The sequence below is a fragment of the Rhizobium glycinendophyticum genome, assembly GCF_006443685.1.
Classification (GTDB): domain Bacteria; phylum Pseudomonadota; class Alphaproteobacteria; order Rhizobiales; family Rhizobiaceae; genus Allorhizobium; species Allorhizobium glycinendophyticum.
This window is the reverse complement of the sequence record NZ_VFYP01000001.1, coordinates 1,923,638-1,936,376: the sequence shown is the minus strand read 5'-3', so window position 1 is coordinate 1,936,376 and position 12,739 is coordinate 1,923,638. Positions and strand designations below refer to the sequence as shown.

Below are 12,739 nucleotides of genomic sequence, written 5' to 3'. Positions count from 1 at the left end.
TTGAAAGAGCGGCGGCGCCTCCCCGAAACCGGTGTCACGATGTGCCCAGTGCAACGCTCTAATCGGGGATGAAAAGGCACAAAATTGGCCATTGCTTGCGCGGTTACGCCCAGTGTTGGGCGATCCGTGACGTTCTGTTGCGGGCTACACCGGGGTCAAAACCGGCTGCAGCGTTTCGATTTCGAACGCGAGCCCATGCCAGCAAGAGTCCATTTTCCATGTTGATTTTCATCAAAACGATGCTGCGACGCGGCTCCAAGACAGCACTTGCTGCGCTCACATGCTTTATCTGCCTTTTGCACACGCATGCCCGCGCAACAGACTACTATTATGAGGCCTATAGCGGCGAGCCTGTCCGGATCGTCGTAAACAGCTATGGCCAGTCGTCAGTACAATTCTTTTATTCCACGTACACTGGCACTACTGATAGTCCACACGATATGTCGTATGATCTCATTTACACTTCGGCTGCCGGGTTTGTCGGAGAAATAACGATCACGACCAAGGCCCTGGCCGCGCCAGATTATGTCACGGTTGTGGCATCCGATACGCACCACATCACCGTGAAACCCCGGATTACCTTCTCATCCAGCAGTTGGCCAAATGCCAAAAAGGGCGAAGTCTACAGTCGGGCCGTCACAGCCTCATACAGTGCCAGCTCGACTGTCGTATCCTACTCGATCACCAGCGGTTCCCTACCGCCCGGGCTAAACCTCAACAGTTCGAGCGGCACCATATCGGGCACGCCGAGCACCACGGGAAGCTGGACCTTCACCTATCAGGTCATCAATGCCGACGGCTACTCCTCGAACCAATCCATGACGTTGAAGGTCGGCCCCTCAACATCGGACCTCTCGACCACGGTTTCAGCCAATAGCAGCGGCAATCAAGTCGCCGTACCCATGACGGGAACGGAATCGCTCACCGGTGTCTCGGCACCGGCACATGGCACTGCGAGTTACTCAGGTTCGACCTTGAGCTACACACCGGCTGCCGGCTATTCGGGTTCGGACAGCTTCACCTATACGGTCACCGAGAGTGAATCTGGCCTCTCCGATACCGCAACGGTGACGGTTACGGTCACTGCGCCTGCGCTGGTGCTGTCGCCGACAAACCTGCCTGGTGGAACGGCCAATGTGGCATACAGCCAGACCCTGTCCGCGACCAACGGAACATCGCCGTACAGCTTTGCCGTCACCGGTGGCGTATTACCTAGTGGCCTCACACTTTCCACCTCGGGAACCCTATCGGGGACGCCGACGACGCAAGGAAGTGAGACATTCGAGGTAACATCCACTGACACCTATGGTGCCACGGGTACACAAAGCTACACTCTTGATATTGCAATTGCGGCTCCCATCGTCGCAGATGTGAGCGCGATCATCGACGCCAACAGTACCGACGCCCCGATCTCGCTCGATCTCGCTGGCGGGACTGCCGACAGCGTTTCGGTGGTGACCTCGCCACAACACGGCACCGCCGTGGCCAGCGGCACGTCAATTGCCTACACACCCACCCCGGGCTACTCGGGTATCGACACATTCACCTATGCCGCAACGAACTCCACAGGCACGTCAGTCGCCGCGACGGTCACCGTAACCGTGTCCAAGCCGACCCTTGGCATCACACCGACAACCCTGCCCGGCGGTGTGGCAAACAGCAGCTACAGTCAGACACTCTCCGCCTCGAGCGGGACGGCTCCCTACAGCTTCACTGTGACCTCCGGCGACCTGCCTGATGGCCTCACGCTCTCGTCGGATGGCACGCTGTCCGGAAGCCCTACGGCGGACGGGAGCCAGACCTTCGAAATCACGGCGACGGATTCGCTGGGGGCGACCGGCAGTCAGAGCTATACGCTCGCGATCGCTATTGCAGCACCCACTGTCGGAGACGTAGTGGCAAGCGTCGACGCCAACAGCACCGACAACGTGATCACGCTCGATCTTTCAGGCGGTGCGGCCGACAGCGTTGAAATCGCATCAGCGCCCAACCACGGGACGGCGACGGCGACCGGCACATCGATCACCTACACCCCTGAAGCCGGCTATTCCGGTGACGATAGCTTCACCTATACAGCAACCAATTCGACGGGAAGTTCCGCCCCGGCGACAGTTTCCATCACGGTCGGCCAGCCGATCCTGGCGATAACGCCGGATGGCACATTGTCCCTGCGTCAGGCCGAAACCTTCAGCCAGACATTCATAGCTTCCAACGGGACCGCCCCCTACAGCTATGCGATCACCGGCACCTTGCCCGACGGCTTAACATTCGACACATCAAGCGGCACTCTTTCGGGCACAGCAACCGAAACCGGCAGCTTTCCCGTATACATGGTCGCCACAGATGCCTATGGCGCTACGGGGACGGCGAACCTTACCTTGCAGGTGGATGACGCACTCCCCGTGGCCCCAGCGCTTACCGTTTCGACGAATTCCGGCCGAACGATCACCATCGATCTGACGGAGGGCGCTACCGGCGGGCCCTTCACCGGAGCCGATCTCGTCTCGCTATCACCCGCCTCTGCCGGCACGGCCGTCATCGTCCTTGACGACACGGCCGCGACAAGCGCGTCACAAGCGATTTCAGCGGCCTATGCGGCAGGTCGCTACAAGCTTCGCTTCACCGCCAATGTCGACTTCACCGGCACGGTCACCGCCACCTATACGCTCACCAGTGCAAGTGGCACCTCGGCACCGGCATCCGTCCAGATGCAGGTGGCCGCAAGACCGATTCTCTCGACCGATGCCGACCTTGTGGGATTGCTGGAGGCGCAGGCATCCGCAGCGCGACGGCTGGCGAAAGCACAGACGGACACCGTGAATGACCACTTGAAGTCCTTGCACGGCAAAGCCTGCCTGGAGAACACCATCTCGCTGTCTCTAAGCGACAGCAGTGATGGCAAGGCGCCTGTCAGTGCAAATGCCGGCTGCTCGCCACTCGCAGATGGGGATCTCGCCTTCTGGTCTGCCGGCTCCATCGATCTGGGCGACAGAGATAGCCTCAGTGGAGAAAGCGCATTCGATTTCGCCACCGTATCCGTGACAGGAGGACTGGACTATCGCCTCAGCGACACGGTGATCGGAGGGATATCGATCGGATACTCGCGCGATCGCGCAGAGATCGGCAGCGACGGGACGACCAGCATCAACCGGGCTGCGAGCGCCACCGTCTATGGCCTGTATCAACCCGGTGGCGGCCTCTTCGTCGACGGCCTGATCGGCGCCGGGTTGCTGGATTTCGATTCTGTCCGCATCACGTCATCCACCGGGGCAGAAGCCGAGGCAAGCCGCAGCGGTCGGCAGGTCTTTGCGGCCATCTCCGGCGGCTACGACTACCGGCAGGATGACTTGACCATCAGCACTTATGGGCGCCTCGCCGCCTCGCACTCGATCCTGGATAGCGCCGAGGAATCTGGTGCCGATTGGGAGAACGCGCTGTTTGGCCGACAGGAGAGCAATAGTCTGACCACCACTGTTGGTGCATCCTTCAGCTATGATCTCCAGATGGACGAGCAAATCGTCAGGCCGGAATTGTCTCTGGATTTCTCGCATGATTTTTCCGATACAAGCGACACCACCGTCACCTATGCGGACGACAGCTGGACGATCGATTATCTCGTGGCGGGTAACCGGACCCGTCGGGACAGTCTGACAGTCGGGCTTGGCGTCACCCTGCTACAGGCTACAGGCGCCACGCTGCGCGGGCGCTACAGTGCGACACTGGATCTCGACGGACTGCAGTCGCAGAGGCTGGCACTCGATCTTGGCGGCAAATTCTGACTGACGACAAGCACGAACGAAAGCTCAAGAGTGCCTCGAAGGCTTGCCACAGACTGCAAGCCCTTGCCCGCACGATGCGCCGTTGCGTCGCTGGGCCAAGCTGAAGTCGTTGCCAGCTTGTGTCGGTTCCGATTATGCCCCATATGCAGGGGCATTAGGCAGAGGGGCGCAGACGATTGTGAGCCAGATCGATCAACAGAACCCGCAAAAGGGGCCGCGCTGGCTCGGTCAGGCGACGGCCAACCGAATCGCTTTGATCACGCCGATCTCCATGGCCCGCTGGCTGCTGGTCCTGATCGGCATTGCCGCGATCTATTTCTTCCATGGGTTTGTCGTGCCGGTACTGGCCGCACTCGTTGTTGCCTTCGCAAGCTGGCCGCTCTATCGCCGCCTCCTCAACAGTGTCAACGGCAACACGACCATCGGCGCCACCTGCGCCATTCTCTTCATTCTCGCCTTCCTCGTCATCCCCATCGGCATTGCCATCAGCTATGCCGTGGAAGAGGTCCGCCAGTGGATCACCTGGGCGCTGGAAGCGAACAGGCTGGGCGCCCCGCCACCGGCCTGGATCACAGCGCTGCCATGGGCTGGTGAGTGGCTTGCGGAGAAGTGGCGCCTGCATGTCGGGCCGCCCGGCTCGATCGGCGAGATGATCCAGATCGTCAGCGGTGCCAATATCGGCAATATCTACCGGGCGGTGATCGCTGCGGGCGACGGGCTCTTCCATCTGGTGCTGACCCTGCTCTTCATGCTGATTGCGCTCTTCTTCGTCTACCGGGACGGAGCCAGCTTTGCGCGACAACTCGACCTTCTGGGCGAGCGCATCCTCCCCAATCGCTGGGAACGCATCTCGCGCGTGGTACCGGCCACCATCAGCTCGACCGTCACAGGCATGACGCTGATCGCCATCGGCGAAGGCATCGTGCTCGGTATTGCTTATTGGCTGGCCGGCGTTCCCTCGCCGGTGACGCTTGGGGTCATCACCGGCATCATGGCGCTTATTCCCGGTGGCGCGCCTCTGTCGTTCACACTCGTTTCCATCTATCTCGCAGCCAGCGGCCACGTGATCCAAGGGGTTGCGCTTCTCATCTGGGGTTCCGTCGAACTCTTCATTGTCGACAAGACGGTCCGCCCGCGGCTGGTCGGTGGGCCCATCAAACTACCTTTCCTGCCCACCTTCTTCGGTCTGGTGGGCGGCGTCAAAACCATGGGGTTCCTTGGGCTGTTCATCGGCCCGGTACTCATGGCCCTGCTGGTTTCGATCTGGCGGGAATGGATCCGCGAAGTGGAACTGTCGGAAGACCTTTCTTCGGATACCGGGCCACATGCAGAACCGGCCATGGCTCATCCGGACGCTCTGGATCCGTCGGCAACCCCGTCCCGGCCACGTAAGATTTCTGTTCCCTGATCGAGCGTTGTCAGCCTGCATCATGTTGAGTACGGCCACATTGGTCCACCTAGACTGGTGTCGCGATCACGCAGGCCTTCTTTTGGCTTCATTCCTTGTGTCCCGTCGCATCCGCCATCCACAGGAGCACCTTGACCCATGAAGACCGCCCTGATCATGATGACGATCCTCGGCTGTGACGACAGTGTCAATCAATGCCAGTTCGTCGAGACGCCGCCGGAGCGTTTCGTGTCGATTGAACTCTGCGATGCGGCATCCGAGTCGGTTCTCTCGCGGTACGGAAATATCGGCTTTCCGACCGCGGTCGCAGTCTGCCAGGCGCCACCGCCGGATATCGCCGATGCCGTGGAAGCCTCGGCAAAGGCAAATGCCGATGCGGCGGCCACGGTCAAGGCAAAGCCAGAACTGACCGAGGAGCACAAGACGTTGACGTCACGGGCGATCGACACGATCCGCGAGGTGCTGCCGGGCCGTGCGCAAATCAAGATGATCTTCGAGACGCCGATCCATGTTGTGTCGGACAGTTATTCCTGGGTGGCGAAGAAGATCATTCCCTGAGCCCTCGCGACTCAGGCCGCAGCAAGCGCCAGACCGCTGGCATAATCGCGGGCGAGACGACGCTCCTCCGCGATCGCGAGCCTTTCGACCATATCAAGCAAAGCGCGAGCCGTATCGCTCAGACCTGTCTGTCCGCGGTGCCGCGCAATCAGGCGGTGGGCTATGTTATCCAGTTCGAGGCCGTGGGCGGATTGGATGAGGCTGCGCCACTGCGTGATCGCGTCGACAAAGAGAGGGCTGATCTCGCGGGAAAGGCCTGTGGATTCGAGGAGCGCGCGCACCGCATGCAGACGGCCGGTGGCCAGGATGGCACGGACCCGGCGCTCGTCGAGGCCAGAGATCGATTCGACGGCAGCGGCAAAGAAATCGGTGCGCCCGGCACAGAGCGCATGCATCAGGAATGCAGGTGTCAGGCGGCCGGCATCACGCAGTTGATCCGTCAGGTGGCGCAATTCTTCGCCATGAACATCAGAAAGCAGAGCCACCGTCGCACTGTCGCTCGCTTCGCGGGCGATCCGTTCGATGCGGCGACTGCCGATTGCGCCGATCACCAGCCCTGAACCGGACAGCGCTTCGGCGACGAATTGTACCAGCAACTGACGCAGGCCAGCGGACAGATCGTCGCGATCCAACAGCAGGGCGCGGATACGTTCATCGCGGCCATGTCTTTCGGCAATGCGGCGCAACGTGAAAGGTGTGAGGCGAGCACCGGGGTTCTCGAGCAGGACTTCCAGCTCTGCGGCATCACCGATCTCGGCCAGGGCTGCGGCGACCCCAACGCTCACGGTCCCTCGCGCAGCGACGAGTGCGCGGGTTTCCACTGTACCACGGCCTGCGATATCGACCAGATCGGCATCGGTGAGCACTGGCGACAGTAGAATGACGGTGGAGGCGATTTCGGGTTGGTCTTCTGACAAGGAAACCATGATTGCACGCGGCGCGCGGGGCTCAGCGGCAAGAACTTCCGCCAAAGCCAGGCGCACACGGGGCGACGGGTCATCCAGCAGATAGGTCATGGCCACCTGTGCTGCCTGGCGCTCGTCGGCGGACATTTGAGATCGCAGATAGGCGCGAGCAAGAGCATTGGCAGCTTTGGCCCGCTCCTGCGTTCTGGCGGTTTCGACCCATTTCAGAAATGCGGCAACGATCACAGTCAGACCCACTCGCTACGAACACGCACCGGATGATCCCGGTCATGAAGACCCTAGCGCCAAAGTCTTTAAGAAACGTTCACCACGTTCATTAACCACTGGCCCGCTGGTTGGGGCGGGCGAGTTCGATTAAGGACGAAATGCCGGCATAATCCATGTAACCGGCACGCAGGATGGGATCGGCCAGTCCGAGATCAAACCGTCCATTGCGAATAACCCTCTCATCGATGTGGATCCCCATGACCTGCCCGAAAACCGCGTGGCTGTCGGTGTCGTTACCATCAATGTCGGGCAGCATCGTCACCATGGTGACACGGCATTCGAGCACGGCCACCGCCTCTCCCACATAGGGTGCGTCGACCACCCGGCCCTCAAGAGCCGTCAATCCGGCAAGGGCAAACTCGTCGGTGCCATAGGGGACCGGTGTCGACGACAGGCTCATCTTCTCGAGCAGGGCCCGACTAACGAAACTCGTGGTGAAGACGCCTGTCTCTTCCACGTTGCGAAGACTGTCCTTGCGGCCGCTCGACGAGAACATCACCATTTTTGGCCGGTCACCGACTGCGTTGAAAAAGGAATAGGGAGACAGGTTCAGACTGCCGTCCCTGCCCTTCGTCCCAATCCAGCCGATGGGTCTCGGCGCGACGATCGCCTTGAAGGGATCGTGCGCCATGCGATGAGCATTGCTTGCGGTATCGTAGAACATCAATCCTCGCCACCCTGCCATGTGACGACATCCGACAAGGCAGGACGTGGTCGCTCGACGATCGGGAAGTCGGTTGAGCCGATATGAATGAAGCCGGCGACCTTCTCTCCCGCCTTAACTCCCAGCAGCGGATAGGCACTCTCGTCGAAGGCAAACCATTCGGACAGCCAGTTCGAGACGTAACCATAGGCGTTGGCAGCCATCAAAAGATTGAGGCAGACGGCACCGGCGGACATCACCTGCTCCCACTCGGGTATCTTGAAATGCGGGGCAGCCGTGGAGACCACTGCGATGACGACGGGGGCGCGGGTAAAGCGACTGCGCTCCACCTGGATCATTTCATCGGACAGATCGGGATTCTTGTCGAGCGCCATGGCAAGAAGCGCCTCTCCGATCCGCGCGCGCTCTTCGCCGCGATAGACGATGAATCGCCAGGGAGCGAGCTTGCCGTGATCGGGAACGCGGACAGCAAGGGAGAGTATTGATTCGATTTCCCGGCGGTCCGGGCCGGGCTCGCGCATCTGAAACGCGGGGACCGAGCGGCGGATGGCCAGATAATCAAGCAGTTTGATGTCATTTCGCATAGATGATAACCCTTGTCGGCCTGTGGGAACAAAGCCGGTCTTGAAATTGCCACGGCATTCGGTTTGAAGTTGCCGGCATTGGGAAGGAAGTCAACAGACAGTGCATCGCATGACCTGCCAAGGAATTCTCGCCCGTGTCGTCGTCGGGTTTTGCGTAGTCCTCACGGCTGCGCCCGAGAGCCGTTCGCAGGAAGCGTTCGATACGTTCAAGCAGTTGAATGGTTCGACCAAGATGCCGAAGCTTAAGGCTTTCTCCGCGCCCGGCGCAGAAGCGCTTGCCCCCGTAAACCAGAGCCGCAGCGTCAAGCTGGAAGCCAAGCTGACGGCCAAGGGCGACGCCATGCAGCATGGGCTGTCCTGGCGCGTGTTCAGTCCCATTCCGGGCGCCGACGGAAAGCTGCCTTTGCTTGCAAGCGCCGAAGGCGGATCGGCAGCCTTCCAGCTCGCCCCGGGCGATTATTTCGTCAACGTTTCCTTTGGCCGCGCTGGCGCCACAAAGAAACTCAACGTTCCTGCAGTCGGCGATGTCGAAGAGCAGGTGATGGTGCTGGACGCAGGCGGACTGACGCTCAGTGCGGTGTCCGGCGCCGATTCGCACATCCCCGACAAGCAACTCAGCTTCGACATCTACTCGTCCGAAGTGCGCGAAGACGGCGAACGGGGTCTGGTGCTCGCCGACGTCAAACCGAACACCATCGTCCGGCTGAATGCAGGCACCTATCACGTCGTTTCCGAATATGGATCGGTGAATGCGGTGGTGCGCGCCGACATCACGGTCGAGGCCGGTGAACTCACCGAAGCGACGATCCAGCACCGCGCCTCGCAGGTGGGCTTCAAGCTGGTCTCCGAGCCGGGTGGCGAAGCCATCGCGGACACGGCATGGTCTGTTCTAACATCGGGCGGCGACATCGTCGCGGAAAGCGTCTCCGCCTTTCCAGTCATGGTGCTGTCCGAGGGACAATACACGGTTGTCGCGCGCAACAAGGACAAGATCTACCAGAAGGATTTTGAGGTCGCCGCCGGCAGCAACATCGACGTCGAGCTGCCGCTTACCAACTGATCTGAAGTCAGGCCGCCTTGCGGAAACGCCGCCGCTCTACAGGCGCCATGCTGAAGACGGCGCCGAATAGACGGGCCAGCAGGTCCTTGCGGTCGACAAGCGCGCTCAACTCCTCCCAAGTTATCATCGGCCCAACACGGGCAGAAATCGCCGAACCGGACAGTCGGCGGAATTCGCGGATGAGAAGGGAGACGCGCAGGGTGAGCGAGATCTTGCTCGCCAGATGGAACAGCCGTCCGTTCTGACCTTCGAAATAAACAGGCACGACATTGGCCCTGGCTGCCTGAATGAGCTTGGCCGGGAACATCTTCCAGGGCAGGTCTTCCGCCCTACCAAAGCCCTTCTTCGCTGTTGCAACGCCACCGGCCGGAAATATCACAACCGTGACCCCCTCCTTCAGCAGACGCAGCGCCTCGTGGCGGGTCTGCATGTTGATGGAGAGCGCTTCCTTGGTTTCCTCAAAAGAGACCGGCAGTGAATATGGCGCCATCTCCGGCACCTTCAGCAGTTCGTTGTTGATCAGCACACGGAACGGACGACCAAGCTGCTCGGCCAACGCCAGCACCGCAATACCGTCGCCGATGCCGAAAGGATGATTGGCCACCATGACGATGGGACCTTCCGGAATGTACTCCGGTGGCCAGCTACCCTGCACCTTCAGGTCGACGTTGATGAGATCGAGCATCTTGCCGAAGACGCGGTCCGTCTTACCGACGATGTCGTTGCGCCAGATCTCGTATAGCCGCGTGTAGCGGTCCCGGCCCGAGAGGCCCTCGATCGATCGGATGAACCAGCGCTTCAGCTTGGGATCACGGGCGTTGGCATAAGACAGTTCATTGAACTTCACGAAGACACCTCGATGGCCTGACGACAATCATGATTCTGTCATATGCACATTTGATGACAGGTGTCTGACAGGAACCTGAAGATCCCGCCAGACACCCTCCCTTCAGATCTTGCGGTTGGCCAGCTTGCGCTTGACGTCCGGAGGCGTTGCTTCGCCCGCCAGCACCGCCACCGCCTCGACCAATGGCATCGAGACCTGCTCCTGCGATCCCAGACGACGGATGTTGACCGTCTTCTCTTCCGCCTCGCGCTTGCCGCAGACGATGATCACCGGAACCTTGGTCACGGAGTGTTCGCGGACCTTGTAGTTGATCTTCTCGTTGCGGAAGTCCGTCTCGACCTGCAGACCCGCTTCGCGCAGCTGCTCGGCAACCTCACGACCGTAGTCGTCGGCATCCGAGGTGATCGTGGCAACGACGACCTGCAGCGGTGCGAACCAGAGCGGCATGTGCCCGGCGAAGTTCTCGATCAGGATGCCGAGGAAGCGTTCCATCGAGCCGCAGATGGCGCGGTGGATCATGACCGGCTGCTTCTTCTCCGACTTGTCGTCGATGTAGAAGGCGCCAAAGCGCTCCGGCAGGTTGAAGTCGACCTGGGTCGTGCCGCACTGCCACTCACGGCCGATGGCGTCGCGAAGCGTGTATTCGAACTTCGGACCGTAGAACGCGCCCTCGCCCGGCAGAATACCGGTCTTGATGCGGCCGCCCGACTGTTCCTCGATCTGCTTCAAGACCTCCATCATCACGCTTTCGGCGCGATCCCATAGATCGTCCGAGCCGACGCGCTTTTCCGGGCGGGTCGAGAGTTTTACGACGATCTCACCAAAACCGAAGTCCTCGTAGACCGAAAGGATCAGGTCGTTGATGCGCAGGCATTCGGCCGCCATCTGCTCTTCCGTGCAGAAGACGTGGGCGTCGTCCTGGGTGAAGCCGCGCACGCGCATCAGACCGTGCAACGCGCCGGAGGCCTCGTAACGGTGGACATTGCCGAATTCGGCGAGACGAACCGGCAGCTCGCGATAGGATTTGAGGCCATGCTTGAAGATCTGCACGTGACCCGGGCAGTTCATCGGCTTCAGCGCAAAAATCTTCTGGTCGGCTTCCTCGTCATCAGGGTGGGTAAAAGCATGGGCGGACTTCACCGCGAACATGTTCTCCTGGTACCAGCCCCAGTGACCGGAGGTCTCCCACAGCGACTTGTCGAGCACCTGCGGCGCGTTGACTTCCTGATAGGTACCTTCGAGACGACGGCGCATATAGGAGGTCAGCGTCTGGAACATGCGCCAGCCCTTGCCGTGCCAGAAGACGACGCCGGGGCCCTCCTCCTGGAAATGGAAGAGATCCATTTCACGGCCGAGCTTGCGGTGATCCCGCTTTTCGGCCTCGGCCAGGATATGCAGGTAACGGTCCAGCTCTTCCTGTTCAGCAAAGGCGGTGCCGTAGATGCGGCTCAGCATCGTGTTGTTGCTGTCACCGCGCCAATAGGCGCCTGCCACCTTCATCAGCTTGAAGGCCATGCCGATCTGCCCGGTGGACGCCATATGCGGCCCACGGCAGAGGTCGAACCAGTCCCCCTGATAGTAGATCTTCAGCTCCTGATCTTCCGGGATCGCATCGACCAACTCGACCTTGTATTTTTCACCCTTGGAGGCAAAGACTTCCTTGGCCTTGTCACGCGACCAGACTTCCTTGGTGAAGGGCTTGTTGCGCTGGATGATCTCCTTCATCCGCTTTTCAATCTTCGGTAGATCGTCGGGCGTGAAGGGCTCTTCCTTGGCGAAGTCGTAGTAGAAGCCGTTCTCGATCACAGGCCCGATGGTCACCTGGGTTCCCGGCCACAATTCCTGCACGGCTTCCGCCATAACATGCGCCGCATCGTGGCGGATCAGTTCCAGGGCGCGCGGATCGGCGCGGGTTACGATCTCGATCTTACCGTCGATGACGGGGTCGGAAAGGTCGCGTACGGTGCCGTCGAGCGCGATGGCGACGGCCTTCTTGGCCAGCGACTTGGAAATGGATTCGGCGACCTGCGCACCGGTCGTGCCGGCGGCGTATTCGCGAATGGAACCATCGGGGAAAGTAAGAGATACGGAAGCGGACATGCTATGTCTCCTGATCCAGTCCCGCCAACGAATGCGGGTGGTGAAAGGGGCGGGCTCGAACCCGCGATTTACCGGCGCTCCTTAGGACGAAAGCGCTGTGGAGTAAAGGATCTTGCTAGGCTGGGTGAAGTTTCCAAAAGTGACGCGCTTCCGGCGCAAAGCCTGCCAAAAGCCGTTGGAAGGCTCTGGCATCCACATGCCGTTTCAGACTTTCCGCGACATCCTCCACCGCTGTCTCCGTCGAGAGGTTATGGTCGTAGCGAAAAGCGCGGATTTCCTTCTGCAGTTCGTCGCGCGCAACAAACGGCAATTGTGGCTCTTCTGGACGCCAGTCGCTGACGAAGATTGCCCGCAAGACAGGCGGCAGAACGCCTGCGAAGGCGATCGCCTCGGCCACTGTCAGGCGACGGCGGAAGACGTAAAACACCGCCTGGAGCATGGTGTAGGCCTGATGAGACGAGGTCAGCATCGAAGTGGTGACGAGGTCCTTCATGAAACGATCGAAGTCGGCCGACGCCTGGCGATATTCGAGGGGCATGGGCATCT

At 60.4% G+C, this 12,739-nt stretch carries 10 protein-coding genes; 4 read left to right on the top strand and 6 right to left on the bottom strand.

Translation table 11 applies throughout. The annotated features are described in order from the left end of the window. Positions 1-440: 440 nt before the first annotated feature. From FJQ55_RS09530 to FJQ55_RS09520, 3 genes are all read left to right on the top strand, one after another. Positions 441-3,779 carry a putative Ig domain-containing protein gene (locus FJQ55_RS09530; protein WP_161596971.1) on the top strand — a complete coding sequence of 1,113 codons (3,339 nt, stop codon included), beginning with the start codon at positions 441-443 and terminating at the stop codon, positions 3,777-3,779. Positions 3,780-3,957: 178 nt separating this feature from the next. Beyond that, positions 3,958-5,187: an AI-2E family transporter gene (locus FJQ55_RS09525; RefSeq protein ID WP_425467511.1), complete on the top strand. Its 1,230-nt coding sequence runs from the start codon at positions 3,958-3,960 to the stop codon at positions 5,185-5,187. 138 nt (positions 5,188-5,325) lie between these two features. After that, positions 5,326-5,745, top strand: a complete 420-nt coding sequence (locus FJQ55_RS09520; protein ID WP_140827449.1) for a hypothetical protein — start codon at positions 5,326-5,328, stop codon at positions 5,743-5,745. 11 nt (positions 5,746-5,756) lie between these two features. Here FJQ55_RS09520 and FJQ55_RS09515 read toward each other — a convergent pair whose 3' ends face one another. The 3 genes from FJQ55_RS09515 to FJQ55_RS09505 all read right to left on the bottom strand — a co-directional run bounded on the left by FJQ55_RS09515 (position 5,757) and on the right by FJQ55_RS09505 (position 8,186). Beyond that, the gene (locus FJQ55_RS09515; protein ID WP_140827447.1) at positions 5,757-6,896 is read right to left on the bottom strand and encodes a DUF2336 domain-containing protein; all 1,140 of its coding nucleotides are present in this window, start codon (positions 6,894-6,896) and stop codon (positions 5,757-5,759) included. A 91-nt stretch (positions 6,897-6,987) separates the two neighbouring features. Then, on the bottom strand, positions 6,988-7,602 hold the full coding sequence (locus FJQ55_RS09510) for a flavin reductase family protein (protein WP_140827444.1): 615 nt from the start codon (positions 7,600-7,602) through the stop codon (positions 6,988-6,990). After that, the gene (locus tag FJQ55_RS09505; protein ID WP_140827442.1) at positions 7,602-8,186 is read right to left on the bottom strand and encodes a nitroreductase family protein; all 585 of its coding nucleotides are present in this window, start codon (positions 8,184-8,186) and stop codon (positions 7,602-7,604) included. Before FJQ55_RS09505 ends, FJQ55_RS09510 begins: the two co-directional genes overlap by 1 nt. A gap of 109 nt (positions 8,187-8,295) precedes the next feature. Between FJQ55_RS09505 and FJQ55_RS09500 the strand changes: the two genes are divergently transcribed. Then, the gene (locus tag FJQ55_RS09500; RefSeq protein WP_140829191.1) at positions 8,296-9,246 is read left to right on the top strand and encodes a hypothetical protein; all 951 of its coding nucleotides are present in this window, start codon (positions 8,296-8,298) and stop codon (positions 9,244-9,246) included. 7 nt (positions 9,247-9,253) lie between these two features. Here the strand turns inward: FJQ55_RS09500 and FJQ55_RS09495 are convergent, their stop codons facing one another. The 3 genes from FJQ55_RS09495 to FJQ55_RS09485 all read right to left on the bottom strand — a co-directional run bounded on the left by FJQ55_RS09495 (position 9,254) and on the right by FJQ55_RS09485 (position 12,737). After that, complete coding sequence (locus FJQ55_RS09495) at positions 9,254-10,093, bottom strand: lysophospholipid acyltransferase family protein (RefSeq protein ID WP_140827440.1); 840 nt, start codon at positions 10,091-10,093, stop codon at positions 9,254-9,256. A 102-nt stretch (positions 10,094-10,195) separates the two neighbouring features. Next, positions 10,196-12,193 carry a threonine--tRNA ligase gene (gene thrS, locus FJQ55_RS09490; protein WP_140827437.1) on the bottom strand — a complete coding sequence of 666 codons (1,998 nt, stop codon included), beginning with the start codon at positions 12,191-12,193 and terminating at the stop codon, positions 10,196-10,198. Positions 12,194-12,308: 115 nt separating this feature from the next. After that, positions 12,309-12,737 carry a DUF2267 domain-containing protein gene (locus tag FJQ55_RS09485; RefSeq protein ID WP_140827435.1) on the bottom strand — a complete coding sequence of 143 codons (429 nt, stop codon included), beginning with the start codon at positions 12,735-12,737 and terminating at the stop codon, positions 12,309-12,311. Positions 12,738-12,739 lie beyond the last annotated feature (2 nt).